21 protein-coding genes and 1 tRNA gene are annotated in these 26,659 nt (G+C 66.1%); 8 read left to right on the forward strand and 14 right to left on the reverse strand.

What is annotated here, in order from left to right:
- Window positions 1-70: 70 nt before the first annotated feature.
- Both AADI75_RS09775 and AADI75_RS09780 read left to right on the forward strand, forming a co-directional pair.
- Window positions 71-146 (forward strand) — tRNA-Val (locus tag AADI75_RS09775).
- 115 nt (window positions 147-261) lie between these two features.
- Complete coding sequence (locus AADI75_RS09780) at window positions 262-1,008, forward strand: FkbM family methyltransferase (RefSeq protein WP_341208842.1); 747 nt, start codon at window positions 262-264, stop codon at window positions 1,006-1,008.
- A gap of 7 nt (window positions 1,009-1,015) precedes the next feature.
- On the opposite strand, the gene AADI75_RS09785 is transcribed toward AADI75_RS09780, so the two are convergent.
- Both AADI75_RS09785 and AADI75_RS09790 read right to left on the reverse strand, forming a co-directional pair.
- Window positions 1,016-1,714 (reverse strand): hypothetical protein, encoded by a 699-nt coding sequence (locus tag AADI75_RS09785; protein WP_341208843.1) that lies wholly within the window; start codon window positions 1,712-1,714, stop codon window positions 1,016-1,018.
- Complete coding sequence (locus AADI75_RS09790; RefSeq protein WP_341208844.1) at window positions 1,711-2,916, reverse strand: toxic anion resistance protein; 1,206 nt, start codon at window positions 2,914-2,916, stop codon at window positions 1,711-1,713. Before AADI75_RS09790 ends, AADI75_RS09785 begins: the two co-directional genes overlap by 4 nt.
- A 179-nt stretch (window positions 2,917-3,095) precedes the next feature.
- Here AADI75_RS09790 and typA point away from each other — a divergent pair, with 179 nt between their 5' ends.
- The gene (gene typA / locus AADI75_RS09795) at window positions 3,096-4,916 is read left to right on the forward strand and encodes a translational GTPase TypA (RefSeq protein WP_341208845.1); all 1,821 of its coding nucleotides are present in this window, start codon (window positions 3,096-3,098) and stop codon (window positions 4,914-4,916) included.
- A gap of 190 nt (window positions 4,917-5,106) precedes the next feature.
- Here typA and AADI75_RS09800 read toward each other — a convergent pair whose 3' ends face one another.
- Window positions 5,107-6,036, reverse strand: coding sequence for an alpha/beta hydrolase (locus AADI75_RS09800; RefSeq protein WP_341208846.1), 930 nt, complete (start codon window positions 6,034-6,036; stop codon window positions 5,107-5,109).
- Window positions 6,037-6,653: 617 nt separating this feature from the next.
- On the opposite strand from AADI75_RS09800, the gene AADI75_RS09805 reads away from it, so the two are divergent.
- The gene (locus tag AADI75_RS09805) at window positions 6,654-6,830 is read left to right on the forward strand and encodes a hypothetical protein (protein WP_341208847.1); all 177 of its coding nucleotides are present in this window, start codon (window positions 6,654-6,656) and stop codon (window positions 6,828-6,830) included.
- A 19-nt stretch (window positions 6,831-6,849) separates the two neighbouring features.
- Window positions 6,850-7,545 carry an HAD family hydrolase gene (locus AADI75_RS09810; protein ID WP_341208848.1) on the forward strand — a complete coding sequence of 232 codons (696 nt, stop codon included), beginning with the start codon at window positions 6,850-6,852 and terminating at the stop codon, window positions 7,543-7,545.
- Between the two features lie 130 nt (window positions 7,546-7,675).
- Here AADI75_RS09810 and AADI75_RS09815 read toward each other — a convergent pair whose 3' ends face one another.
- Complete coding sequence (locus AADI75_RS09815; RefSeq protein ID WP_341208849.1) at window positions 7,676-10,003, reverse strand: TonB-dependent receptor; 2,328 nt, start codon at window positions 10,001-10,003, stop codon at window positions 7,676-7,678.
- Between the two features lie 383 nt (window positions 10,004-10,386).
- On the opposite strand from AADI75_RS09815, the gene AADI75_RS09820 reads away from it, so the two are divergent.
- Window positions 10,387-11,037: a PEPxxWA-CTERM sorting domain-containing protein gene (locus AADI75_RS09820; RefSeq protein ID WP_341208850.1), complete on the forward strand. Its 651-nt coding sequence runs from the start codon at window positions 10,387-10,389 to the stop codon at window positions 11,035-11,037.
- Here the strand turns inward: AADI75_RS09820 and AADI75_RS09825 are convergent.
- Complete coding sequence (locus AADI75_RS09825) at window positions 11,025-11,429, reverse strand: EVE domain-containing protein (protein WP_341208851.1); 405 nt, start codon at window positions 11,427-11,429, stop codon at window positions 11,025-11,027. The genes AADI75_RS09820 and AADI75_RS09825 overlap by 13 nt on opposite strands.
- Window positions 11,430-11,601: 172 nt before the next feature.
- Between AADI75_RS09825 and AADI75_RS09830 the strand changes: the two genes are divergently transcribed.
- Both AADI75_RS09830 and AADI75_RS09835 read left to right on the forward strand, forming a co-directional pair.
- Window positions 11,602-11,928 (forward strand): hypothetical protein, encoded by a 327-nt coding sequence (locus AADI75_RS09830; RefSeq protein WP_341208852.1) that lies wholly within the window; start codon window positions 11,602-11,604, stop codon window positions 11,926-11,928.
- A 78-nt stretch (window positions 11,929-12,006) separates the two neighbouring features.
- Window positions 12,007-12,285 (forward strand): DUF3297 family protein, encoded by a 279-nt coding sequence (locus tag AADI75_RS09835; protein WP_341208853.1) that lies wholly within the window; start codon window positions 12,007-12,009, stop codon window positions 12,283-12,285.
- 123 nt (window positions 12,286-12,408) lie between these two features.
- On the opposite strand, the gene AADI75_RS09840 is transcribed toward AADI75_RS09835, so the two are convergent.
- The 9 genes from AADI75_RS09840 to AADI75_RS09880 form a co-directional block, all read right to left on the reverse strand.
- Window positions 12,409-14,274 carry an ABC-F family ATP-binding cassette domain-containing protein gene (locus AADI75_RS09840; protein ID WP_341208854.1) on the reverse strand — a complete coding sequence of 622 codons (1,866 nt, stop codon included), beginning with the start codon at window positions 14,272-14,274 and terminating at the stop codon, window positions 12,409-12,411.
- 190 nt (window positions 14,275-14,464) lie between these two features.
- Entirely contained in the window at window positions 14,465-15,553 is a 1,089-nt protein-coding gene (locus AADI75_RS09845; RefSeq protein ID WP_341208855.1) for an AI-2E family transporter, read from the reverse strand.
- Between the two features lie 100 nt (window positions 15,554-15,653).
- Complete coding sequence (locus AADI75_RS09850) at window positions 15,654-16,574, reverse strand: rhodanese-related sulfurtransferase (protein WP_341208856.1); 921 nt, start codon at window positions 16,572-16,574, stop codon at window positions 15,654-15,656.
- Window positions 16,571-17,371: a LytTR family DNA-binding domain-containing protein gene (locus tag AADI75_RS09855; protein WP_028965573.1), complete on the reverse strand. Its 801-nt coding sequence runs from the start codon at window positions 17,369-17,371 to the stop codon at window positions 16,571-16,573. Before AADI75_RS09855 ends, AADI75_RS09850 begins: the two co-directional genes overlap by 4 nt.
- Window positions 17,371-18,522 (reverse strand): histidine kinase, encoded by a 1,152-nt coding sequence (locus tag AADI75_RS09860; RefSeq protein WP_341208857.1) that lies wholly within the window; start codon window positions 18,520-18,522, stop codon window positions 17,371-17,373. The genes AADI75_RS09855 and AADI75_RS09860 overlap by 1 nt, the downstream gene beginning before the upstream one ends.
- A 94-nt stretch (window positions 18,523-18,616) precedes the next feature.
- Entirely contained in the window at window positions 18,617-22,183 is a 3,567-nt protein-coding gene (locus tag AADI75_RS09865; RefSeq protein WP_341208858.1) for a TonB-dependent receptor, read from the reverse strand.
- A gap of 30 nt (window positions 22,184-22,213) precedes the next feature.
- Window positions 22,214-23,440: an ABC transporter permease gene (locus tag AADI75_RS09870; protein ID WP_341208859.1), complete on the reverse strand. Its 1,227-nt coding sequence runs from the start codon at window positions 23,438-23,440 to the stop codon at window positions 22,214-22,216.
- Complete coding sequence (locus AADI75_RS09875) at window positions 23,437-24,357, reverse strand: ATP-binding cassette domain-containing protein (protein ID WP_341208860.1); 921 nt, start codon at window positions 24,355-24,357, stop codon at window positions 23,437-23,439. Before AADI75_RS09875 ends, AADI75_RS09870 begins: the two co-directional genes overlap by 4 nt.
- 159 nt (window positions 24,358-24,516) lie before the next feature.
- Complete coding sequence (locus tag AADI75_RS09880; protein WP_341208861.1) at window positions 24,517-26,334, reverse strand: ATP-binding cassette domain-containing protein; 1,818 nt, start codon at window positions 26,332-26,334, stop codon at window positions 24,517-24,519.
- Between the last annotated feature and the right edge of the window lie 325 nt (window positions 26,335-26,659).

Genomic DNA, 26,659 nt, shown 5'->3' on the forward strand with positions numbered 1-26,659 from the left:
GCCTCTTGATCCGCGGACCGGCGCGTGTAGAGAGGCGGTACGGCGGCGATCCTGATGATCGCCTTGCGCCGGGCGCTTAGCTCAGCTGGTAGAGCGGCTCGTTTACACCGAGTAGGTCGGCGGTTCGAACCCGTCAGCGCCCACCACCTTCGCACTGTTGCCTGCTCGCGACGCGTCGCGGCGCACAAGGGCTTGCATGACGCCGCCCGCTTCTGTCATCCCGCGCGCGGCCGATTGACTGGCGGCGAGACGGGGGAAATCATGTCATTGCAGCGGAAGATTGTCGACGCGGTAGGTGATCGGCTCGGGCTCGAGATCTTCCGGAGCGACGGAACCGGCGACTGGATCGAGAAGCGCTTCGTCGGCCAGCTATTGTCGGCGCTGGAGGTCGATTGCGTGTTCGACGTCGGCGCCAACCGCGGCCAACATGGCGAGTTCCTGCGTCGTGCCGGCTATCGCGGGCTGATCCTGTCATTCGAACCCGGCATTACGCCGTACAAGGAACTGGAGGCCACCGCGCGGCGTGATGGCAACTGGCATACCTTCAACATGGCGCTGGGGCAGGTCGACGGCACCCTGCCGATGAACGTCATGAAGATCGACGTCTTCTCCTCGTTCCGCACCCCAAGCGCGGAGGAGGACGCCTCGCTGTCCGACGACAATCAGGTCGAGCGCGTGGTGGAGGTGCCCGTCGCGCGGATCGATGGTCTGTTCAACGAACTGACCACGCAATACGGGTTCGCGCGGCCGTTCCTGAAAATGGATACGCAGGGCTATGATCTGGAGGTGCTGCGCGGCGCGGGTGCCGGAATCGCGAAGTTCGTCGGCCTCTCGAGCGAGATCGCGATCCGCCGGCTCTACAAGGACAGTCCCTCGATGCTCGACAGCATCGCCGCGATCCTCGACGCCGGGTTCAGCTTCGTGAACCTGGTGCCGGTGCATCCTGACCGCGTGCTCAACCCGCTTGAACTCAACAGCTACGCGGTGCGCGACGATCTCGCCCGTTAACCGTCGCTCACCCGGCGGGCGGCGCACCTTCCTCGTATTTGACCTGCAAATACCGCCGCTTCGTCTCCAGCGCGTCGAGATCGCCTTGCGCCAACCGCGCGCTGATCTCGGCGAGTTCGCGTTCTATGACGCCTAGCCCCTCGACCAGTTGCTGGTCGGGGGTCATGCCGTTGCGCGGGCTGTTGCGCATCGCCGGCGGCACGCGCGTATAGTCCGCGACGAAGCTCGGCAATTGCTCGCCGACCAGCCGCCGCAGCTCCGCGGCCATCGGGCTGTCCTCGTCGAGCGTCGCGACCTGCACGCCCAGCGTGTCGAGCCGCACGTCGAGCTGGTGAAGCACCTCGTGCGCCGGCGCCGGCAGCGCTGCCCGACGCGCATCGAGCCACCGCGCCGCCTGCGCCGGCACCGCCTTCAGCTCGGACTTCACGATCCGCTCCGGCGTCGGCACCGGGGTGGCGGGGGCGAACAGCACCAGCAGCGTCAGCGCCACGATCAGCGCTGCGACCGCGACCATCCCGAACGCGCCCAGCCCCATCAACGTCGCGACCGTCACGATCACGCCCGCGCCGATCACCACCGCCGCGGCGCGCTTGCGCCGCCCGCCGCGCCCGCGGCGCGGGCGGCGCTGGAGCGGGACCACCGCGCCGCCGCGCCGCCGCTCGCGTGCGATCTGCGCGACCGCGACCGCGTCGTCGACGTCCGTCACAGCGACTCCAGCTTGAACTGCTCCGCCCCGCCCGCGACGCGGTTCTGGGTCGCGCCCTCGGCGCGGGCGATATAGCCGCGCGACTTCTCGACCTCGTTGCCGAGCGTGTCGACCGTCACCTTCATCGTGTCGAGCGCCTTCAGCTTGAACGTGTCGATCGCGTCCATCGTGTCATAGATGTTCTGGAACGCGCGTTGCAGCGTCTCCAGCGGGATCGTCGAGGCAGCGGCCTGTTCGTGGATGCGGGCGGTGTTCTGGCGCAGCAGGTTGCCGGTCGAATCGATCAGCCCGGCAGTGGTGGTGTTGAGCTGCGTGATCTGCTCCAGCACCAGTTTCTGGTTGGTCAGCGCCTGCGCGACGGTGACGGCGGTGCGCAGCGCAGCGACGGTGGTCGTGCTGGCGCGGTCGACGCCCTTGATCAGCTCGACATTGTTCTTCTTGACCAGATCGAGCGCCAGATAACCCTGCACCGTCACCGCCATCTGCGTCAGCAAATCTTGCGTCCGCTGCCGGGCGTAGAACAGCGCGCTCTCGCGAATCGCCTTGGCCTTGGCGGGATCGGTATGATCCAGCTCGTTGGCCTTGTCCTCCAGTCGCGCGTCCATCGTCCGCGACAGATGGATCATCTGTTCCAGCCGCCCCATTGCGGTCCAAAGGTTCGCGCGCTCGGTATCGATCGCGGCATTGTCCATCAGCAGTTCGTCCTTGCCGCTGCCCAGACTCTTCAGGATCGACGCGATATGCGTCTGCGCGGACTTGTAGCCGTCGAAATAATTGCGGACCTTGTTGCCGAACGGGATCACCCCGAACAGTTTCTGTGGGGTGGTCAGCTTGCCCTTCTTGCCCGGATCGAGATCCTCGACGACGCGGCGCAGCTCGGCCAGGTCCTTGCCGACGCCCGTTTCCTGATCCATCGCGCGCACCGGGCGATCGAGGAAGCGGTTCGACTGGCCGGCGGCGTCGCGGATCTCCTTCTGCCCCATTGCGGTGATCGCATCGACGCGCTTGCCGAACTCGGGGCTGTTGACGTCCTCGGCAATCAGCTGCTCGACGAACGCATCGACGCGCCGTTCAAGCTCACTGCGCTTGGTGTCGTCGACCGGCACCAGCCCGGCGGCCTTTTCAGCGCGCACCGGCGGGACGGGATCGGGCGGGGTGAGCACCAGCGTCGGCTCGGTCGCGTCGTTCGGAGCTGTCGCCATCGTCCAAGTCATCCTTCTCTTGCGCGGCCATTGTCCTTCGTCCGCAGCCAGCTTTCAACTGTGTTGTTCATGTAATACGCCATGAGGCCGCTGTCGAGGCACTGGCATCCGACGGAACTTTCCGCTATGCGCCGCGGCGAAACTGCCTGCGGACAAGCGGGCCACCCTCAGGAACCCGTATGAACCTGCGCAATATCGCCATCATCGCGCACGTCGATCATGGCAAGACCACCCTCGTCGATCAGTTGTTCCGTCAGTCCGGCACGTTCCGCGACAATCAGCGTGTCGAGGAACGCGCGATGGATTCCAACGACCTCGAAAAGGAGCGCGGGATCACCATTCTCGCCAAGCCGACCTCGATCGAGTGGGAAGGCACGCGCATCAACATCGTCGATACGCCGGGCCACGCCGACTTCGGCGGCGAAGTGGAGCGGATCCTGAGCATGGTCGACGGCGTGATCCTGCTGGTCGACGCCGCCGAGGGCGCGATGCCGCAGACCAAGTTCGTCACCGGCAAGGCGCTGGCGCTGGGGCTGCGCCCGATCGTCGTCGTCAACAAGGTCGACCGCTCGGACGCGCGCATCCAGGAGGTGCTCGACGAGGTGTTCGACCTGTTCGTCGCGCTGGAGGCGACCGACGAGCAGCTCGACTTCCCGGTGCTCTACGCGTCGGGCCGCAACGGCTATGCCTCGGAGGACATGGACCGTCGCGAAGGCACGCTGACCCCGCTGTTCCAGAAGATCGTCGATCACGTTCCGCCGCCGTCGCTCGATCAGGACGCGCCGTTCACGTTCCTCGTCACGCTGCTCGACCGTGACAACTTCCTCGGCCGTATCCTCACCGGGCGCGTCCAGTCGGGCGTGGTGAAGCTGAACCAGCCGATCCACGCGCTCGACAATCAGGGCAATGTGATCGAAACCGGCCGCGCGTCGAAGCTGATGAGCTTCCGCGGGCTGGAGCGCGTGCCGGTCGAAGAGGCGCGCGCGGGCGACATCATCTCGCTCGCCGGGCTGGCGGTCGCGACCGTCGCCAACACGATTTGCGACACCTCGGTCAGCGTGCCGATCCAGGCGCAGCCGATCGATCCGCCGACGCTGTCGATGCGCTTTGCGGTCAACGACTCGCCGATGGCGGGGCGTGAGGGCAGCAAGGTGACCAGCCGCATGATCCGCGACCGCCTGATGCGCGAAGCCGAGACCAACGTCGCGATCAAGGTGACCGAGGCCGCCGACCGCGACAGCTTCGAGGTCGCCGGACGCGGCGAGCTTCAGCTCGGCGTGCTGATCGAGACGATGCGCCGCGAGGGCTTCGAGCTGGGGATCAGCCGCCCGCGCGTGCTGTTCGCCGAGGACGAGGACGGCAAGAAGACCGAGCCGTACGAAACCGTCATCATCGACGTCGACGAGGAGCATTCGGGAACGGTCGTCGAGAAGATGAACCTCCGCAAGGCCGAGATGACCGACATGCGTCCGTCGACCGGCGGCAAGACGCGCATCACCTTCTCGGCCCCGTCGCGCGGGATGATCGGCTATCACGGCGAGTTCCTGTCGGACACGCGCGGCACCGGCATCATGAACCGGCTGTTCGAGAAGTACGGCCCGCACAAGGGCAATATCGAGGGCCGCAAGAACGGCGTGCTGATCTCGAACGGCGCCGGCGAGGCGCAGGGTTATGCGCTCGGCCCGCTCGAGGATCGCGGCATCCTGTTCGTCGGTCACGGCGAGGCGCTGTACGAAGGCATGATCATCGGCGAGAACGCCAAGACGGATGACCTCGAGGTCAATCCGATGAAGGCGAAGCAGCTGACCAACTTCCGTGCGTCGGGCGGCAAGGACGATGCCATCCGCCTTACCCCGCCGAAGAAGATGACGCTGGAACAGGCGATCGCCTATATCGACGACGACGAGATGGTCGAAGTGACCCCGAAGTCGATCCGTCTGCGCAAGCGCTACCTCGATCCGAACGAGCGCAAGCGCGCGAGCCGCGCGAAGGCGGCGTAAGGCGCGGCGGCGACGCGGGCAGCAAGCTGCCCGCGCGCCCAAGCCGCGCCCGGCCGGCGGCGCTACAGCGCCGTCCGACGACACGGGCTTCGCCCGTGGCGGGGTCGTTGAGAGATGAGAACGGCCACCTTCCCATTGGAGGTGGCCGTTCTCATTTTTCCGACCGCACCCGCATCACCACCTTGCGCACCTACTCGCTCACCAGCGGCGGATTTTCCTCGGCGATCGGGTGATGGTTGCGCGTCGCCACCACCATCTCGCCGACCCGCGACAGACGCGCGAGCCGGGCCTGCGCCGCCGGCCATTCGGCTTCGTATTTCTCCGGCACCCCCATGCCGCCAGCCACGCCGTGCCGGATCACGATCAGCGGCCGGTCTCTCAGCATTCCCGCACTCGCCTGCGGCCGTTCCGCGACTGGCGTCCGCTCCCAGCGGTCGATCGGATCGCGCGCCTGTCCCGGCATCGCACGCGACCAGACCGCATCGAACTGCCCGCGCAGGTCGGGTGGCAAATCCTCGACCCATGACGGCACCGCATAGGGCAGGATCGATCGCACGATGCCGAGCCGCCAGCCGGCCTGCCACAACGGGTCGGTGAGCCGAAGCATCGCGAATTCGTCCGGGCTGCCGCGAAACCACAGCGCCGGCTCCGATCCGTCGACCATCACCATGCCCGCCACCTGTCGCGGCGCGCGATCTAAATAGGATAGGGCGATCACGTTGCCGCCTGATTCCGGCACCAGCACCAGCGGCGTCGCGATGCCGGCCCGGCTTAGCAGGCGATCGAGATCGTCCACCTGATCGCCAAGGCCCAGCGCGTGCGACGGCGGGTCGCTCCATCCCAATCCTGCGCGATCGTAGCTGCACACGCGCGTGAAGGCCGCGATCCGGCGTTGCGCTGCGTACATCGTCACCGATGGCGTGCCGTCGCCCGACAGTAGCAACACGGTCGGTGCGCCGCGCCCGGCACACCAAAGGTGCAGCCGGTGGTCACCGACCGAGATCATCCGTCCGGGCGCCGGATAGCGCGCCGCGTCGATCCGTTCGGCGACCTGTTGATAGGCGTTGCCCGTCAGCAGCAGCCCGCCGATGACGATGGTCGTCCACAAAGTCCTTCGCATCTTCGCCCCCGTCGCTGACGGGTCGGCATCTTCGCGCGACGTGGCATCATTACGACCACTTCGGGACCAAGACGGACCTGGGCCACTTACACCGTCGCCCCTGCGCAGGCAGGGGCCCATGTCTGTGTCGTGCATAGATGACGTCGACGCACCGGCATCGCGTCTGTGTCAGCCGCTCCACGCGACGCGACAGCCATAGGCCCCTGCCTGCGCAGGGGCGACGGTGAGTAGACGAACGGATCGTCATAGCCGGGATGGTCCGCCTCATGCCTGTCCTACGTCCGTATTCGCATGGTATTTTCCGCCGATGCCCGGCACCTCACCAGCCCCGCGCGACCATTCCCGCCGCCGCCCCGCCGCGACCTGCGCAAACAGCCCGCCAGCGTCTCAACATTCGCAACATTCGCGCGGGCAACCCACTGGAAAGCAACCGCAACGCTACCCGCTGTCCACACCCGGTTCCCGGCAGGCGGATAGGGCGGCGGCTCTCTTCACACGGTGTCTATGATGCGCGTCGCTACGGCCACGACCCTGCTGGCCGCCATGCTCCGCGCCGCCACTGGTGCCGCGGCGCAGCCCGCTTACCCGGTGATCCCGCAGCCGATGATTTTCGACAGATGCGCCTGCTCGGAGCGCGGAAGAGGGATGGAGGTCAACGCGCTGGCGATGACCACCTCGCCCTTCCGCCGCGCGAGACGGAGTGGGCACCCGAGCTGGACTATGCCTTCACGAACGGCACGGCGATCAAGGTCGAGCTGTCCTTCGACGGCACGCGGCTGGTGCGTGAACGCTGACGACGGTAGGAGCGCCCCCATGCCGATCGATCTCATCTGCCTCGATGCCGACGACACCCTGTGGCACAATATGCGCTTCTTCGCCGCCGCCGAGCAGGCGTTCGCCGATCTGGTCGCGCCCTACGCGGACGATGCCGCGGCGCGCGCACAAATGCAGGCGATCGAGATCCGCAACCTGCGGCACTATGGCTATGGCGCGAAGAGCTTTACGCTTTCGATGATCGAAACCGCGCTCGATCTGGCGGGCGACGATCTGCCCGCGACGAGTGTGCGGCGCATCCTCGCGATCGGCCGCGAGTTGCTAGCGCACCCGGTCGAGTTGCTCGACGGGATCGGCGATACACTCGATCGGCTGGCGGGGATGGGGCGGCTGGTGCTGGTGACCAAGGGCGACCTGCTCCATCAGGAAGTGAAGCTCGCCGCCTCCGGGCTCGGGCAGCTCTTCACCGGCGTGGAGATCGTCAGCGACAAGCGCGCCGAGACGTTCGTGCGCGTCTTCCACCGCTACGGCTGCGCGCCCGACCGGGCGGTGATGGCGGGCGATTCGATGCGCTCGGACGTCTTGCCCGCGCTCGAGGCGGGCGCATGGGGCGCGTACATCCCGCAGCCGCTGGCATGGGCGCACGAAGTGGCGACCGCCCCGGCCGACCATCCACGCTTTCGCCAGCTGGCGCGGCTGGCGGAGTTGCCCGACTGGATCGAGACGATTGCGTGATCTCGCCCTCCGTCATTCCCGCGCAGGCGGGAATCCAGACGCGCGGGCATCTCGATAGAAGCGAAGGTTCTGAAGCCCGGAAATGATCGAGAAGGAAAAAGGGGAGGCCGAAACCTCCCCAAGTACCAACTCAGTCGAACTTGCCGCTCAGCGAGATGCCGACGATCCGCGGCTCGTTGAACACCGCCGCGTTGTAATTCTCAATCACGCCCTTCAGGTTCTTCTCGTTGGTGATGTTGCGAGCGAACGCTGCGATCTCATACCGGCCATCGGCTGTGGTGAAGCCGGCCTTCAGCCCCAGCTCCAGATTGTCGCTCGCGAAGAATTCGCGGGTCTTGTACAGGACGAGGTTCGTATAACCCTGCATGTTGACGTCGCTGGCCACGAAGAAGTTGCCGCGATCCGACAGCGGAATGTCGTAGCGGACCGCCGCGTCGACCTGCCAGCGCGGCGCGTTGGGCAGCGGGTTGCCGTCGATCTGCGCCAGCGTGGCGGGCTGGCCGAAGATCGTCGCGGGTTTGGTCTGGTTCAGCACCGTGCACGTCACGTTGGCGCCGAACTGACACACCTGCGCGAAGACGCTCTTGTCCTTGATTTCGGTGTGGATCGCGCTGCCGCCCAGCGAGAAGGTGATGTTGCGGATCGGTCGCCAGTCCAGCTCCGCCTCGACGCCGTAAGCGTTGGCGTGATCGGCGTTGAACAACGTCCCGTTGCCGTTGGCGTCATTGCCGTTCAGCTGGATGTCGTTGACCCGGTAGGTGAAGGCGGTGGCGTTGAGGCGCAGCTTCGAGGTCGGCTGCGTCTTCACGCCCGCCTCGTACGACATGATCGTCTCCGAGTCCGCGGTCGAGAACGGCGTGTTGAACACCGCCGAGCGGCCCTGGATCGTCGGACCGCGGAAACCGCGCGCGACGCGGGCATAGACGCTGGCGGTCGGATCGATCTCGTACAGCGCCGACAGATCCCAGCTCGGCTCCTTGCCGGTCAGCTTCACCTCGCGCCCGGTGGCGGGGAAGGTCTCGGCAGTGCCCGCCGCGTTGCGCCCGGCGCGGACCAGCCGCGTCTGCTTGTCGTCCTCGGTATAGCGCGCGCCGGCCGTCAGCGTCAGGCGCTCGGCAAGGCGATAGCTCGCCTGCCCGAACACCGCCCAGCTGGTATTCACGTTGCGCAGCCGCACCCAATTGTTCGGGTTGCGCGCCGATTGGCCGGGCAGCAGAAAATAGCCGCGCTGGTAGAATTCGGTCACGTCGCGGCTGTCGAAATAGAAGCCGCCGAACTGCCACTTGAACGCGCCGTCGCCGTTGCTCGCCAGCCGAAGCTCCTGCGTCCACTGGTCCAGGTCGCGGATGCGGCCCTCGCTCAGCCCGAAGCCGACGTTGCCGTAATTGACCGCCGCGCCGCCATCGGTGTCGCCCCGGCTGTAGCCCGAAGTGGTTTCATAAGCGGTGATCGAGGTCAGAGTCGCCGCCCCGAAGTCCCACGCCGCGTTCGCCGACCCGCCATAGGTCTTGTACGCCTGCGGGTTGTTGCTGCCTTCATCCAACGCGATGCGGTCGCGCGGTTCGAGGTTGATGTTATTCTGCCCGCGGATCAGCGCGCCGCGATGGAACACCGTCGACGTACCCTCGTACGAGCGGACATGCCCCGACAGGTTCAGCGACAGCGTCTCGGTCGGCGTGAACAGCACCTGGAGGCGCGCGTCGCGCTCGTCGAACCCGCCCAGCGCATTGCGGCCACCGCGCGTACCGTCGGCACCGGTACCGGCAAAGCTGTTGTCGATCCAGTCGTCGCGATGCTGGTACAGTCCCGACAGCCGCACCGCGATCTTGTCCTGCACGATCGGACCGCCGACGCCCGCGTCGAAGGTCGCGGTGTTGTACGTGCCGTACGAGGCGTTGAAGCGGCTCGACCACATCTGGCCGGGGCGGATCGTGTCGAACTTGATGATGCCCGCCGTAGTGTTGCGCCCGAACAGCGAACCCTGTGGCCCGCGCAGCACCTCGACATTCGCGACGTCATAGACCGGGTTCGACTTCAGGACGACATGCTCCAGCACGACATCGTCCTGGATGATCGACACCGGCTGCGAGGCGCCGAGGTAGAAATCGATGTTGCCGAGCCCGCGAATGTAAAATCGCGGGAAGATGCGGCCAGTGGTCGTCTCGGCGTACAGGCCGGGGACGCGGCCGGCGAGCGCCAACGCGTCCTCGCCACCCGCTTGGAAGGTGCGCAGATCGTCACCGTTAACCACCGCGACCGATACCGGCACGCGGCGCAGGTTCTCCGAACGGCGTTCGGCGGTAACCACCACCTCGCCCAGTCCGGCGTCAGCCGCATCCGGGGCTGCCTCGTTCGTGGCGGGCGCAGCGCTGCCAGTCTGTGCGGCAGCGGGCAGGGCGGACAGCGCGACACCGGCGAACAGGCCGGCGATCAGGATCGATTTCGACGGACGATGCATGAGAACCCCTTTTGAGACATTGAGAAGATGCCTGGTCGGCGCGCCGGCTGCTGCGGCAGTTTCCTCACCCAGGCGTCGGCTCCCTGTGGCGGCCGCTAGGGGGCGATTGTGTCCAGATCATGAAAGTAACGGAATATTTCCGGCTGTGTCCCGCCTGCGCGATCATCGGAGCGCCTGTGCCGGAACGAGACGCCGCATTTTATCGGAGGGTGACGTCTTAACCCTGAATTTGGCGGATTTGCGCGCCAGGCGATCGATAATTCACAGGTTCAACGTTAAGTAAATAAGGAACTAACCGAGTTCGGTACCAGTTGCTGGCTTGTCGGTGCGGTGAGATCAGCTTGTTCAACGCCAACGAACATCTGTAACCGGAGACAATCACCATGAAGACGCTTCTTGCCATCGCAGCCGCTGCTTCCGCGATGCTTTCCGCCGCACCGGCTTCGGCAGTCACCTTCGTCACCGTCAATGGCTCGGCGGACGTGTTCGCGGCGTCGGCAGTCGGTGCTCAGGCCACGTTCGACAAGGCGGTCGACGCCGGCTTCAGCGTCATCGGCGGCAGCACGCAGGCCGTGGCAGGCAAGTCGGCCAATCCTTTCGGCGCGCCCGACAGCAATATCTACCTCTACGTCCTTGCGAACGGCAGCGCGACCGTGTCGTCGGTCGCCTCGGCGTTCCGTAACATCTCGGTCTATCTCGGGTCGATCGACGCGGGCAACAAGGTGGAGGTGCTAGGTCTGGGCGGCAGCGTGCTGAAGAGCTTCACCGGCTCGGACCTGATCGCTCCGGCCTCGGCGACCGGCAACCAGACCGCCGCCACCACCAACCGTCTCGTGACCTTCAGCGCGGGCAACAACGAGCAACTGACCGGGTTGCGTTTTACGTCGAACGTCAACTCGCTCGAACTCGACAACGTCCGCTTCAGCGCCGCCGTGCCGGAGCCGGCGACGTGGGCGATGATGATGCTGGGGTTCGGCGTGGTCGGATACGCGTTGCGTCGTCGGCCGACCATGCGGCTGCGTCAGCTGATCTGATCGGCCAGCGCGGTGATCGCCGCCCACTCGGCGGCTGTCGACGGGCAGACCGACAACCGCGATTGCCGCAGCATCGCCATCCCGGCAAGCGCCGGGGTGGCTTTCATGCCGGCCAGTGTCACCGGCGTTCGAAGCGGGTGGCGGGCCGCCACGGCGACCGACACCCACGGTACAGCGCCGTCCACGTGCGCCGCACGAGTCACCTCCGCCACGCCGACCGCCGCCTTCTGCGCGCCGCTGTGATAGATCAGCGCCAGATCGCCGACCGCCATCGCGCGAAGATGCGCCGCGGCGGTGTGGTTGCGCACGCCGGTCCATTCGGCTTCACCTTCGCGGACGAGATCGGCCCAGCCGTAGCTGTCGGGTTCAGTCTTCAGCAGCCAATATGACACGCATCTTCTCGCTTAAACCGTGCATGAATGCCGCATTCCGCGCCGGTTCAGCCGATGCGGTTCATAAGCGTGGCACAGGCTCGCACAGATATGCGTTCAGTCAACAGGCGAGCGAGTGCAGGAGGTCCGGTTTATGTCTGCGTTGAAGAAGACCGTTTTGGCCACCGGCCTGATGGCGACAGCCCTGGCCAGTGCCGCGCCCGCGGAGGCGCAGCGTTACTGGCGTCACCGCGATCGGGGCGGCGACACCGCCGCGGGTGCGTTGATCGGCGGTGTGATCGGACTGGGGCTCGGCGCGGCGATCGCGTCAAGCAACCGCGATCGTTATTACGACCGGCGCTACGACCGCCGCTATTACTACGACGATCGTTCCTATTATTCGCCCCCGCCGCGGGTCTATTATCGGGAGCGTTACTACGCGCCGCCGCCCCCGCGAATCTATTACGAGCCTCGCGGCTATTATCGCGGCTATGACGCGCCCGGCTATTACGGCTGGTGATGCGAACGACGGCGCGGGGAGCAAACCTCGCGCCGTTTTTTTGTGGCCGCGCGCGTCGCTTTGCGGCAAGGGCGCGGCATGAGCGATACTCCTCCCGACCATCTGTCGATCGATCCGTCGAGCCCGTTCTTCGACCAGGATGCCTTGCAACGTGGCGTCGGCATCCGCTTCAAGGGCGTCGAGCGCCGCGACGTCGAGGAATATAGCATGTCCGAAGGCTGGGTCCGCGTTGCGCTCGGCAAGAAGGTCGACCGTCATGGCCGCCCGCTGACGATCAAGCTGACCGGCCCGGTCGAGGCGTATTTCGAGAACGCCGCCGCGAGTGACGGCGAAGGCGCGGATCAGGGCGAGGCGTAAAGCCGCCAGCGCCAGCCGTCATCCCTGCGGAGACGGGGATCCAGATGCGCAGGTCCGTCGGTGGAAGCGCGACGGTCGCGGTTCTGGGTTCCCGCCTGCGCGGGAGTGACGTGATTTTCGGTTTTACGCCGCTTCCAGCGCCTCACTCGCCGCCATCCATCTTGCCTCGGCCGCGTCAATCCGGTCGTTCAGATCGGCACGGCGTTTCATCAGCTCTGTCATGGTCAGCTTGGCGAGTTTTGCCTCCACCTTTGACGGATCGAACATCGCCTGGTCCACCGCGGCGCGTTCGGCGGTCAGCTTCGCGAGTTCCGCCTCGGCGTCGCGCGCTTCCTTCTTCAAAGCCTTGTCGTTCTCGCGCGCTGCGGCTGCGGCCTTGCGGTCCTGCTTGGAGCCCTTGGCTTTGTCCGCGCCCTTGCCGTCACCCGCGAGCACGAACGCGATGTAATCGTCGAGGCTGCCGTCGAACTCCTTCGCGGTGCCATTGTCGACCAGCACCAGCCGATCGGCGCTCAGCTCCACCATATGCCGGTCGTGGCTGACCAGCAGCACCGCGCCGGTATAGGCGTTCAGCGCCTGGACCAGCGCCTCACGCGCATCGACGTCAAGGTGGTTGGTCGGTTCGTCGAGGATCAGCAGATGCGGCGCTTCGCGTGTGACCAGCGCCAGCGCCAGCCGCGCGCGCTCACCGCCCGACATGCTGCCGACGCGCGCCGTCGCCCGATCGCCCGAGAAGCCGAACCGCCCGAGCTGTCCGCGCACCGCCGCCGGCGACGCGCCCGGCATCACGCGGGTCATATGCGCGAGCGGGGTGTCGTCGGCCTCCAGTTCCTCGACCTGATATTGCGTGAAGTAGCCGACCTTCATCTTCCCGGTCGCGTTCATCTCGCCCGCCAGCGGCGTCAGCTGCGCTGCGAGCAACCGCGCCAGCGTCGTCTTGCCGTTGCCGTTGCGGCCGAGCAGCGCGATACGATCCTCGGGGTCCATCCGCAGGTTAAGCCGCGACAGGATCGGGGTCTCGCCATAGCCGACCGCGGCGTGATCGAGGGTGATGAGCGGCGGGCGCAACTCGGTCGGGTTCGGGAAGTCGAAGCTGAGCGTCGGATCGTTCACCGCCTCGGCGATCGGCTGCATCTTGGCGAGCATCTTGGCGCGGCTCTGCGCCTGCTTCGCGGTCGAGGCGCGCGCCGAGTTGCGCGCGACATAATCCTGCAGCTTGGCGCGTTGTGCGTCCTGATTGGCCTTCGCCGCCGCCAATTGCGCCAGCCGCTCGGCGCGTTGCCGCTCGAACGCGTCATAGCCGCCGGGATACAGCGTCGTCTTGCCACCCTGCAAATGCAGGATGTGATCGACGACGTTGTTGAGGAAGTCGCGCTCGTGGCTGACCACGACGATCGTCGCGCGATAGCTTGCGAGGAAATCCTCAAGCCACATCACTGCTTCGAGATCGAGGTGGTTGCTGGGTTCGTCGAGCAGCAGCAGGTCGGGCTGCGAGAAGAGCAGCGCGGCGAGCGCCACGCGCATCTTCCAGCCGCCCGAGAAGCTGTCGAGCGGCTGATTCTGCGCGTCTTCGTCGAAGCCGAGGCCGACGAGAATGCGCGCTGCGCGCGACGGCGCGGAATAGGCGTCGATCGCGATCAGCCGGTCATGAACTTCGCCCAGCCGGTCCATGCAACCAGTGCCGTCGAACGCCTCGGCTTCCTCCAGCAGCGCGGCGCGCTCGGTATCGGCGGCGAGAACCGTCTCCAGTGGCGTCGAGTCACCCGCCGGCGCCTCCTGCGCGATATAGCCGATGCGTGCGCCACGCGGCATGTCGGCCGATCCCTCGTCCGGTTCCAGCAGCCCGGCGATGACGCGCACCATCGTCGACTTGCCCGCGCCGTTGCGCCCGATCAGTCCGACGCGGCTGCCCGGCGGCAGCGCGGCGCTGGCGCGGTCGAGGATCGTGCGGCCGCCAAGCCGCACGGTGATGCCGTTAAGAGAGAGCATGCGCGCGCCTGTAGCCGATCGCGCGGGAGGGGGGAAGGGAGGGGTTGTTGCCGATTGCGCCCGCGTCCGTCATTCCCGCGGAGGTGGAAAAACCAGACTCGCAGGTTTGCCGATAGCGGCGCAACGTCAAATGTTCTGGATTTCCGTCTCCGCGGCGATGACGAAGATAGAGGCGATGAAATAGGAGATTTCAGCGTTCCGGAGGTGCATCGTCGACTGCCTCGTCCATCCCACGCTGCTCGGACAGCATTGCCCAGCCGGTCAGAAACAGCGCGCCCACGACCGGCCCGACGACGATCCCGCTTAGCCCCAGAAGGTCAATCCCGCCGAGCGTCGTCACCAGCACCAGCCAGTCGGGCAATCCGGTATCGCGCCCCACGAGGATCGGGCGCAGGACGTTGTCGGCCAGGCCGATGACGAACACGCCCGAGACGATCACCACCACCGCCTGCCAGATCGCGCCGGTCGCCAGCAGGTACGCCGCCACGGGCCCCCAGATGATGGCCGGCCCGACCGCGGGCAGCAACGCGGCCACCGCCATCAGCACGCCCCACAGCAACGCAGCGGGCAGACCGACGATCCAGAAGGTGATCGCGCCTAGTGCTCCCTGCACGAGCGCCACGACGCCCGATCCCTTGATCGTCGCACGAACGACCGTCGCGAACTTCTCCGCCAGCCGCTCGGCGACCGATCGCTCGAGCGGCAGCGCGCGGACGATCGCCGGCCCGATCCGCTCGCCGTCGCGCAGCAGGAAGAAGGTGACGTACAGCCCAACGCCGAACGCCAGCAGGAAGGCCGCGGCATTGGCGCCGATCGACAGTGCCTGACGGGTTAGAACGCTTGCGCTGCTGCTCAGCGTGGCGGTGACGCGCGCCTGGGCACGTTCGAGGCTGTTGAGCCCGGCGCTGTCGAGCAATTGCTGCAAGCGCCCGGGGAGTGCGTCATGCATCTGTTTAAAATATTGCGCGAAATCGATCTGACCACTGCGCATCTGCTCATAGACGCCCGCGGCCTGATCGACGATCATGCTGCCGAGGATCATCGCCGGGATCACGACAGCGAAGGTGATGACCAGCAACGTCAGTGCCGCCGCCATGTTGCGCCTTCCGGGCCAGCGTTGCGCAAAGCGCTGGAAGATCGGCTGAAACAACAGCGCCGCCAGCGCGGCCCAGAGCAGCGCGCCCAGGAACCCGGACACGACGAGTAGCAATCCGACCGATATCAACAGCAGGAACAGGATCAGCCCGCCATTTTCGACGCGCCGTCGATCAATCGTCATTCAAAAGCCCCCGGTATCGCCATGTCGTTACACAAGGGAAACGCTACTGATATGGATAAGGTCCGCAACACGCCACCCGATGAAAAGATGCGGCGGCGGATCAATCCGGATCGAACGCCCGGCCGACGTGGGCCTCGCCGCGTGACGCGGCGAGCCGTTGCTGGCGATGGCGTTCGGCGTAGCCGGCGCGTTCCTCGGCGGTGCGCTCGGCAACGCAGGCCGGGCAACTCACGCCCTCGACATAGTCGGGCGAGGCGCGATCCGCCGCGCTGACCGGCATCCGGCAGGCGAAGCACAGCAGATGCGTTCCCGGTGCCAGTCCGTGCCCGACCGCGACCCGCTGATCGAACACGAAACATTCGCCTTGCCATGTGCTTTCGGTGGCCGGCACTTCCTCCAGATAGCGCAGGATGCCGCCGTCGAGGTGGTGGACCTGCTCTACGCCTTCCGCCTTCAGGAAGGCGGTCGATTTCTCGCAGCGGATGCCGCCGGTGCAGAACATCGCCACGCGCTTCTTGCCGGCCAGCAACGTCTCGCGCTGCGTGCGGAACCAGTCAGGGAAGTCGGCAAAACCCGCGGTCTTCGGATCGATCGCACCCGCGAACGTGCCCACGGCCACCTCATAGTCGTTGCGCGTGTCGATCACCAGTGTTTCGGGATCGGCGATCAGCGCGTTCCACTCGGCGGGGGCGACATAGGTGCCGGCGTCGGTCAATGGATCGACCGTCACGCCCATCGTCACGATCTCGCGCTTCACCTTTACCTTCAGCCGGTGGAACGGCATCGCCTCCGCCCAGCTATGCTTGAGCGACAAATCGGCGCAGCCCGGCAGCGTGCGGATATGCGCGATCACCGCATCGAGCGCGTCGGGGGCCCCAGCGATCGTGCCGTTGATCCCTTCGCCCGCCAGCAGCAACGTGCCCTTGATCCCTGCCGCGCGCGCGCTAGCGAGGAGGGGATTGCGGAGCGCGTGCGGGTCGTCGAAGCGGGCGAAGCGGTAGAGGGCGGAAACCCTGATCAATGGACGAAGCGCGCCACCACGTCGCGATAGCTGCGGCTGACCTTCACGTTCGCGCCCGAATCGAGCACGAGGAAACATTCGCCGTTGGTGTGCGGCTTCACCTGCTTGACCAGATCGAGGTTAACAATCGTCGAGCGGTGAATGCGCTGGAAGCGGCGCGGGTCCAGCCGTTTCTCAAGATCCTTCATCGTCTCGCGCAGGATCAGGTTTCGGTCGCCGGTGTAGATCACCATGTAATCGCCCGCCGCGTCGATCCGCTCGATCGTGTCGACATCGACACGGAAGATCTGCCCCTGATCCTTGATGTTGATCATCTTCTCGAAGCGACTGGCGTTCACCGCGTCGCCGCCATCGGCCATTTCCGCCGCCGCCTCCGGCGCGTGCTCCGCCAGCGCCTCCTTCAGCTTCTCGGCCTCGCCGGCGCTCTGCCGCTCGGACAGCCGCTGGCGCACGCGGTCGAGCGTGTCGGCCAGCCGCGACTCCTCGACCGGCTTCATCAGGTAATCGGTCGCCTGCGCTTCGAACGCGCGGATCGCATGGTCGGAATAGGCGGTCACGAACACGAACAGCGGCGGCTCGACGTCCATCAGTCCCTGCACCACGGAAAAACCATCGAACCCCGGCATCTGGATATCGAGGAAGACGAGGTCGGGCTTGTGGGTCTTGATCGCGCTGATCGCCTCGCGGCCGTTCTGGCACTTGGCAATGATCTCGACGTCGTCGTGCGCCTGTAGCCGCAGTTCGAGCCCCTGGATCGCAAGCGGCTCGTCGTCGACGAGGATGGTACGAATGCTCATCACACCTCTCTGTTCGGTACTTCGAGCTGGTACGGGATCTCGATCTCGACCCCGAACCCGCCCGTCGGCATGGCCCGCACATCGAAGCGGTGGTCCGGCCCGTAGGCCTGTGCCAGCCGCTCCCTGATATTGGCGATGCCCACGCCGGTTGAAAGGCTTGGCCGCGATTTCGTCGGCATCAAACCCGGGCCGGTGTCGGATACGCCGAGCAGCACCCTGTCACCGACGAGCCGAATGGTGACGCAGATTTCGGCGCCATCCTCCTGCGGCGTCACGGCATATTTGATCGCGTTCTCAACGAGCGGCTGAAGCAGCAGCGAAGGGAGGCGGGCCTTTTCCGCCGCCGGATCGATGTCGAATTTGGGGCGCAGCCGGTCCTCGAAGCGCATCTTCTCGATCTCGAGATACAGTTTCAGCGTCTCGACCTCCTGCGCGACGGTGACGTGCGCGGTGGGTTCGTTGGCCAGCGTGTAGCGCAGGAACGACGACAGCCGGCTCAACATCGCATTGGCGCGCTCGGTTTGTTTCAGCAGCACCAGCGTCGAAATCGAATTGAGCGTGTTGAACAGGAAATGTGGGTTCAGCTGGTAGCGCAGCATCGCCAGCTGTGCCGACGACGCCTGGTTCTCCAGATGCTCCATCTGGTCGATCTGATCCTCGAGGATCAGGTAGAAGTTGATTCCGAAATACAGCGCCGACCAGCCGGCGAGCGTCGTGAAGCTGAGGAACAGCGCGGCGAGCAGCAGCGTCAGGTCGACGCCCGGTGCCGCGAGCCGGATCAGGCTGAACGAAAAGGCGTACAGCGTCGCATAGAGGAACGTCGCTGCGGCAAGCGTGAAGATCGACAGCAGGATGCCGGTGACGCGCGGCAATTGCCGGTAGTGCCCGTACAGCACCGACAGCAGCAGCGTGATGCAATAGCCGATGATCGACTCGATCAGCACCGAGCCGATCACCTGCAACGAGGCATTGCTGCTCAACGATGATACGAGCCGCAGCACCAGATAGCCGGTCCAGCCGACCGCCTGCAGCTTCCAGAACGCCGAGGCCTTGTTCTCGAAGAACGGCCGGACGAACAGCGGGCGCTCCGGCGTGCCGGCATGAGCGGACGGGGCAGGAGCAGCGGAGACGGAAGTCGCGGAAGTCGCCATCGCGCCCTTCCTACACCGCCTGTGCGTCGTGCGCAAAAAGAAGGGCCGCCGTTCCCGAAGGAACGGCGACCCGGGGCCGATCAGGTGCGGGCGATCAGAAGCTGAAGCGCACACCCAGACGGATCGTGTACAGCGACTGGCGACCGTAGACGGTCTGCGTCGGCGCGACGAAGTTGCCGTTCGCGTCGGTCTGCGCCGGCGTGTAGCGATACTGCGCGCAGGCCTGTCCGGTATTGGCAGTCTGCGTCCCCGCCGCGCCAGTGGCCGCGGCCGCGGTGAGGCAGGTCACGCGGACAGGGGCGACGTTGAACGGGAAGACGTACTCCGAGATCTGGCCCCACTTCCGATTAAGGAAGTTGGTGAAGTTCTCGATGTCGGCGAACGCCTGGATGCGCGAGGTGCCGACGAAGGTCGGCAAGTCTTGCGCCAGGTGCAGGTCGAGGCGGGTGAACCACGGCGAGCGGAACGCGTTGCGCGGCGTGATCTTGCCCTGATACTTGGACAGACCCTGCGAGCGGAAATAGTCCTCGATCTGCTGCTGCTGCGCCGCGCTGCCGTACGACACCTTGGAGTCGCCGCCGAAGGTTGGCACGTACAGAAGGTAGCGGTTTGCCCCGCCGCCCGTGCCGATGGTGCCGAAGTTGGCGCTACGCACGCCCGACGGCACCTGGTCGCTAAACGTGTAGCTGAACACGCGGCCGCTGCGCGTCTCGCCGAACAGCGCGATCTGCGTCTTGTAATCGCCGAAGAACGCGTGGTCGAAGGTGGCGCCGTACTTGAATTGGTACTTCACCTGATCGTTCGAGACGCCATAGGCTACGTTGTTCGGGTCGACAAATGCGCCGTTGGTGTAGTTCGAACCCGCGGTTGACGAGGTCGCCGGCGCCTGATCCTTGACGTCCTGGTACGTGAAGCTGCCGTAGATGGCGAGGCCCAGATCCCAGCGCGCGTCGAAGCGCGCGACGCCGATCCAGCTGCGTCCCTTGTCGGTGTTCGTCAGCAGGATGTCCGACTGCGTGTCCGAGTAGTTTGGCAGGCCGGTCGCCGCGACGGTGGTGACTGGGCGATAGCGCTGGCGGCCATCCGGCGTGAGCGCGAAGGCGCCCGATACCGGGGTGGAACGCAGATCGGTGAAATACACCTGATTGCGGATGCCGATGTACAGCGCATCGGCACCGATCGTCAGCTCGCCGCCCGGCAGGTCGAACCGATAGTCGGCGCTCAACGTCGAACGCCACTGGCTCGGCAGCTTGAAGTTGGGATCGAGCGCGTTGGTGGTGGCATTCGCCGAGACGGTGCCGTTCAGCAGGTAGTTGTTGACCAGCGTCGGGATGGTCGTGCCGTTCACGCCTTGCAGCGCAGCCGCGCCGACCCCGGCCGGCAACGTTCCCTGATTGCCGTTGAACGCACCGCTGTTCAGCTGCGTGATCGACACCGAGTTGCTCAGCACGCCGGTGTTCGAGAAGCTGTTCGAGACGTAGACGTCCGGCGCGCCACCGGCGAAAATGCCGACGCCGCCGCGCAGAGTCAGGCGGCTGTCAGGGCGCCAGCTGAAGCCGATGCGCGGCTGGAACACGCCCAACCCGTTCAGATAGGCGTTGTTGGCCCCGATGGTCGTCTGCTCGCCGCGAACGACCGCGCCGTTGGCATAGCGGCTGATAAAGTTGTTGTTGATCGTCGGGAAGGTGTGGCCGCCGTACAGATCGTAGCGCGCGCCATAGGAGATATCGAACGTGTCGCTGACACGCCAGTTGTCCTGAATGCCGAAGGTGAACTGACGGTAGTTGAAGCGTGCGGCCGCGTCATCCGGGTTGAGCGTCGGAATGGCGTTGGCATAGCCGAGCGACTGCGCGTTGCCGGCCGCGAAGTCGGCAAGAGAGTCGAAGTAATAGTTGCCGGCGCTGTTCTGCAGGAACGAGTTGAACACGCGCGTGCTCTGCACTTCGGTGAAGAGGCGCAGGTCATGCGCACCGCGGTTGTAGCGCAGCTGGAACAAGCCGCCCCACGTATTCGAGGTCAACTCGTTGGTTTGACGTGAATTGTCCGGCCCGAGCGACACGATCGACGAGTTGGCCGGGCACTGGGTCGAGGCGTTGCTGGCCGCACCGGCAGCGGTGCGATCCGAGGTCGGCGCCACGCAGACGCGGAACTGGGCGAAGCCGCGGCCAAGCAGCGGCTGCGCCAGACGCTCGTAGTCCTTGTAGAAGCCGCGAACTTCGGTCGAAATTTCGTCGGTCCAGTCTGAGTTCAGCTGACCAACCACCGTCCACAAGCGGTTGCCCGAGATGTAGTTGTTCGACGCGAGGCTAAGACCGGTCGTCGGGCTCGCCGTGGTGAAGGTGTTCGACGAGTTGATGTTAATTTCGTCTTTCGCATAGGTGCCGGTCAGTGCGAAGCGCTGTCCGTCTGCGATGTTCCAGTCCAGCTTGCCGACAAGGCGATCGTCCTTGTCACCCGAGTCCGTGACGACGCCGCCGGCATCGTAGCCATAGTTGGATTGCGCGATCTGAATGACCTGATTGACTTGCGCCAAGCTCAGGTTCGGGATCGCGATGCCGGCGTTGGCGTCGGTCGGGCCTTGCTGCTGGGGGAAGCCGCCGCGGATCCGCTCACCGGCGACCATGAAGAACAGCTTGTCCTTGATGATCGGACCCGACAGCTCTGCGCCGTAGTTCTCCTGCTTGTACTTGGGCAGGGTGACGCGCAAATCCTTTGTACGGTTGCCGGTCAGCCCGTCAGTCTGCTGCGCGTAGAAGCCGGTGCCCTGGAACTTGTTCGTACCCGAACGGAGCACCAGATTGACCGCACCGCCGGTGAAATTGCCTTCGCGCACGTCATACGGTGCGATCTTGGCTTGGAACTGACCGATGGCGTCGAGCGGGATCGGTGAACGGCGGCTGGGCAAGCCATCGGTATTGAGCCCGAAATTGTCGGTGATCGGCACGCCGTCGACCGAGAAGCGGCTGAAGCGCGCGTTCTGGCCGGCGAACGAAACGGCGCGACCGCCGGTCGGCGTATCGTCCAAGCGTGCGAACGGATCGCGGCGCTCGAGGTCGCGGATGTCGCGGTTCACCGTCGCGACGTTCGCGATTTGCTCTGCGTTCAGTACGGTTGCCGGACCCTGCGACAGCGAACGGGCGCTCGGCAGGCTGGCGGCGGTCACGACGATGTCGGCAGTGCCGGCACCTTCGGCCGCCAAGTTGATCGGCAAATCGAACGTCTGCGCAACCGTCGTGTTGATGTCGGTGACTTGCGATGCGGCATAGCCGGGCGCGTTTACCGACACTGTGTATGGGCCGCCGGCGCGCAGGCCAGTCGAATTGAACACGCCATTGGCATCGGTGGTTGCGGTCGAGCGCGCGCCCGTTGCCGCGTTCAGGATTTCTACAGAAGCGCCTGCGACCGGGGCGCCATCGGCGGTCACGGTGCCGCGGATCGCGGAGGTGGTTTCTTGCGCCATCGCGGCGGCCGGCATGACCAGCGCGACCGCAGCCACGCCTACGAACAGATTGTTTCGCATCGGAAAAAATGTCCCCTTTTGCCGCAGCGCGACCCGCGACGGTTTCGTCGTTGGGGCGCGGATGGCCGGAGTATGTGAAGGTTGCGTGACACTCGCGAGTCGATCGCGGCCGCATGGCAAGAGTTTGCCGCGGCGTTGCATAAAAGCGACAGCAGCCTTGACCCGGTCGGCTCACCCGCGCGCGAAGATCCGTCGCCATGCCGGCTTGGCGCTGCCCGATTGCAGCACGCCGCGGCGGAACAGCCGTGCGCCGATCGTGACGAACACCGCCACCCACAGCACCTGCCAGGCGAGTGCCGCCACGTGCGGCCACCATTGCGCGCCCGATGCCGCGCGGCCGGCCATCGCAAACGGCGAGGAAAGCGGGAAAAGTTCGGCCGCGGTCGCGAGGAGACTGCCGGGGTGCGACACCGCGGCGGAGGCGAGGCCGAACATCGCGACCTGGATGATCGTGATCGGCAGCGAAAGCATCTGGACCTCGCGCATTGTGCCGGCCTGGGCGCCAACCCCTAGAAATACCGAGCCTAAAAGCAGGAAGGCGGTGGTGAAATAAGCGGCGAACAGCAGCGCGAAGGGGACCAGGCCGATCGCCGGATGAAGCTGTGCAAGGTCGCCGCCGATGTCGCCGGGAAGCAGCGCGCCGATCTGGCCTAGCACCGTACCCCAGAATGCAACGAACAGCAGCGCGACGCCGTACATGCCCAGCAGCTTGCCGAGGAAAACACTTTCCAGGGGCACGGCCGCGGCAAGGATTTCAATCACTTTGTTGTTCCGCTCCTCCGCCATCGTGCCCACCACCTGACCAGAGAGGAAGAGGGTCAGGAAGAAGATACCGAACACTGTAAGGAACGCCGCGGCGTTGCGATCGCCGCGCGTCGGGGCGGCGGTCTTGACCGCCTCCATCCGTACGGTCGGCGCGTCGGTGCCGGCACGTTCGATCAGCGCGGCCTGTCGCGCTACGGTGGCAAGATAGCGGGCGTCGTTCCGGTTTCCGGCCGAAAATACCACCCTTGGCTGCGCAAGCGTGCCGTATAAAACCGCGTTGACGTCGGCGCCGGGCGCATCGAGCATCGCGCGGGACACAATCTGCGCGTTTTCAACCGGAGGGTGCAGCGCCAGCGGCGGCGGTGCCGCGTCGCCGCGCACGAGCGGCCGCAATTGCGCATCGGCGCTGCGCAACGCCTTCGCCGATGCGGCGGGCAGGATCGCGACCAGCCGCGCCTTGTCGGACGCGCCTTGCGTAACAGACGCGGCGCTGACCCCGCCGAGCACGCTGAGCGAGCCCATGATGGCCGGCGCGAACAGGAAGATGAGGAAGATCGGCGTGAAGACCGTCGCGGTGAAATCGCGGCGGGCGATCGTCAGCGTCTGGCGGATCTGGCGGCGCAGCGGGCTCATGCCTTCGACTCCGAAGCGGTTTGCCCGACGATCCGCACGAAGGCGTCGTGCAGGCCGGGACGCTCGATCGACAGGCCCTTGATGCCATAGCCCGCGTCGATCAACCGGCGAAGCAGCCCCTCGATCCCTTCCTCCGGCAAGGCGAAGCGCCAGCCCTCCGCGTCGTGGCGGGCGGACGGCGGGAGCATCGTCGCGAGTTGCGGGTCGGCGTGGGTGGGAACGTAATGCACCTGTTGCGGGAGCAGGGCGCGCGCCTCTTCGACCGTCCCCTCGAATCGGCGTCGCCCGCCGGCGATCACCGCCAACCGGTCGCACAGCCGTTGCGCGTGCTGCATGACATGGGTCGAGAACAGGATCGTCGCGCCGCGATCGCGCTCGGCGAGGATCAGCGCCTCGAGCCGCTCCTGATTGACCGGATCGAGCCCGGAGAAGGGTTCGTCGAGCACCAGCAGGTCGGGACGGTGGACGACCGCGCCGAGCAACTGGACGAGCTGCGCCATCCCCTTCGACAGCTTGCGGATCTTCTCATCGATCGCATGGCCGAGCCCGGCGGCCTCGAGCAGCTCGGCGGCGCGCGCGCGGCCGGTCTGCCAGTCGAGCCCGCGCAGCGCGCCCATGAACGCGACCGCCTCGCGTGCCTTCATCGACGGGTATAGCCCGCGCTCTTCGGGCAGATAGCCGACGCGGTCGCCGACGTCGCGCGGATGTTCGCTGCCGAGCAACGTGCGCGTGCCCGCATCGGGCTCGATGATGCCGAGCGTCATGCGCAGCGTCGTCGTCTTGCCGGCACCATTGGGGCCAAGCACGCCGTAGATCATGCCCGCCGGCACCGCGAGATCGACGCCGTCGACCACGTGCCGATCGCCGTATCGTTTCACCAGTCCGTCGGCGATGACGGCATAATCATTCGATGCCACGCGTGCTTCCCCCTGTCGCCACGCAGCGTAGCGGCGCGGGTGCGCGTCGCCAATCGCTATCGCCGCAGCAGGCAAGACCGCGGCGTCGCGTCGCCCGTCATGCTGAGTCGCACACCATTCCCTGGCGGAGGCCGGGAACCGGAAAGGAAGAATATCGCGTCAGGCAGCGGCGGCGCGTGCGCCGGCGTCGTCGTTGGCGGCCGGGGTGCTGAGCCCGCCGTCCTGCGCCAGCTTCGCGAACGCGCCGCCGGCGGCGAGCAGCTCGTCGAAGCCGCCCTGTTCGACGATCCGCCCCTGATCGAGCACGACGATCCGGTCCGCGGCGCGCACGGTGGAGAGGCGATGCGCGATGACGAAGGTGGTGCGGCCCTGTCGCAACCGTTCGAGGCTTTCCTGAAGCCGCGCCTCGGTGGCGACGTCGAGCGCGCTGGTCGCCTCGTCGAGCAGCAGGATCGGGGCGTTCTTCAAGAGCGCGCGCGCGATCGCGATCCGCTGCCGCTCGCCGCCCGAGAGCCCGGCGCCGCGATCGCCGACCGCCGTCGCGAAGCCGTCGGGCTTGCGCATGATGAAGTCATAAGCGCCGGCGATGCGCGCGGCATCCTCGATCTGCTCCATCGTGGCGTCGGGATTGCCCATCGCAATATTCTCGGCGATCGAGCGGTTGAAGAGACCCGCTTCCTGAAAGACCACGCCGGTCGCGGCGCGCAGCGAGGCGAGCGTGACGCCGCTGATATCCTGACCGTCGACGAGGATGCGGCCCTTCTCCGGGTCCCAGGCGCGCTGGAAGAGGCCCAGCGCGGTCGATTTGCCCGAGCCGGTCGGGCCGACGATGGCGACCGTCTCGCCGGGGGCGACCTCGAAGTCGAGATCATGGACCGCGCCCGAGCCGGTCGGGTAGCGGAACGAGACGTTCTCGAAGGTGACGCGGCCGTCCCCGACCGCGAGCGGCGCGGCGTCGGCGGCTTCGGTGATGTGGCTCTGCTGGTCGAGCACCTCGAAGAACTGGCGGAGCGCGGGAAGGCGCTGCGCGATGTTGACGATGAAGCCGGTGACCGTTTCCAGCCGCGCGATCATCAGCGTCGCGAAGCCGACGAACGACACGACGTCGCCGATCGTCGCCAGCCCGCGCGCGATCAGCGCCGCGCCGAAGCCGAACACCGAGACGATTGCGATCGACGAGGCGCCGCGCGTCAGCACCGCCGACACCGCCCACCAGTTGAGCACCGGATATTGCGCGTGGAGCAGATCGTGGAGCGAGCGGCGGACGTTGCCCATCTCGCCGGGGACCGCGAGGAAGCTCTGGAGCACGGTGACGTTGCCGAACAGGTCGCCGAGATTGCCCGAGATATCGGTGAAGCGATCCTCGACGCGTGCTTGCCCGGTGGCGGTGTGGCGCATCACGACCAGATTGACCGCCGAATAGACGAGCATGAGCATCACCAGCACCAGCCCGAGCCGCCAGTTGGTGATCATTGCGATCGGCAGCAGCAGCGCGAGGATGCCGATATTGGTGATCTGGTCGCGCAGCAGCGGCAGCCAAAGGTTGAACAACCCCTCGCAGCCCGAGATCATGATCCGCATCAGCCGGCCCGAACGCGCCTGCGTGTGGAAGGCGGGCGGCAGCGCGAGCAGATGCTCGACATAGGAGGACATTGCGATCAGCCGGCGACGGTGCGTCATGCGATCGGCGAGCAAGGCGATCACGACGCCAGCGACGAAGACCGTGACGCTGATCGCGCACCACAGCGCGACGTAGTGCATCGGGTTCGCGCCAGTGGTGAGGCCATTGACCGCCTTGCCGAACAGCAGCGGCTCGGCGACCTGCAGGAACGCGACCAGCGCGCCCGCGCCGAGCAACGAGCCGGCTTTGAGGCGCTCGGGACGGAGCAGCGCGAGCGCGCGGAGGACGACGTGCGGCGCACGGGGACGTTCGGTAGACGTGCGCTTGGTGGGCGCGCGTTCGGTGGACAGGGGCATGGCCAGCTCGCGAAAACGACGAAGGAGGGCGGGGCGGGACCTTGGGCGGTCTCCGTTGCGCGCCGCCGTACGCGAAGATGGTTAACGGAAGGTGTGTCGGGGGCGTGAGAGCCTCACGGTCGTCACCCCGGACCTGTTCCGGGGTCTACTCGTCCGCAAGAGCAAGGGCTGGTGCGCTTGCGGAAGGGTGGATGCCGGAACGAGTCCCGCATGACGGGTCGTCGAACGTCATTGCGAGCGGAGCGAAGCAATCCAAGGCCGCACCAGGACGCCCTGGATTGCTTCGCTCAGCTCGCAATGACGCATCATTCGACGCCATGCCGCC

The sequence above is a fragment of the uncultured Sphingomonas sp. genome, from assembly GCF_964021865.1.
Classification (GTDB): domain Bacteria; phylum Pseudomonadota; class Alphaproteobacteria; order Sphingomonadales; family Sphingomonadaceae; genus Sphingomonas.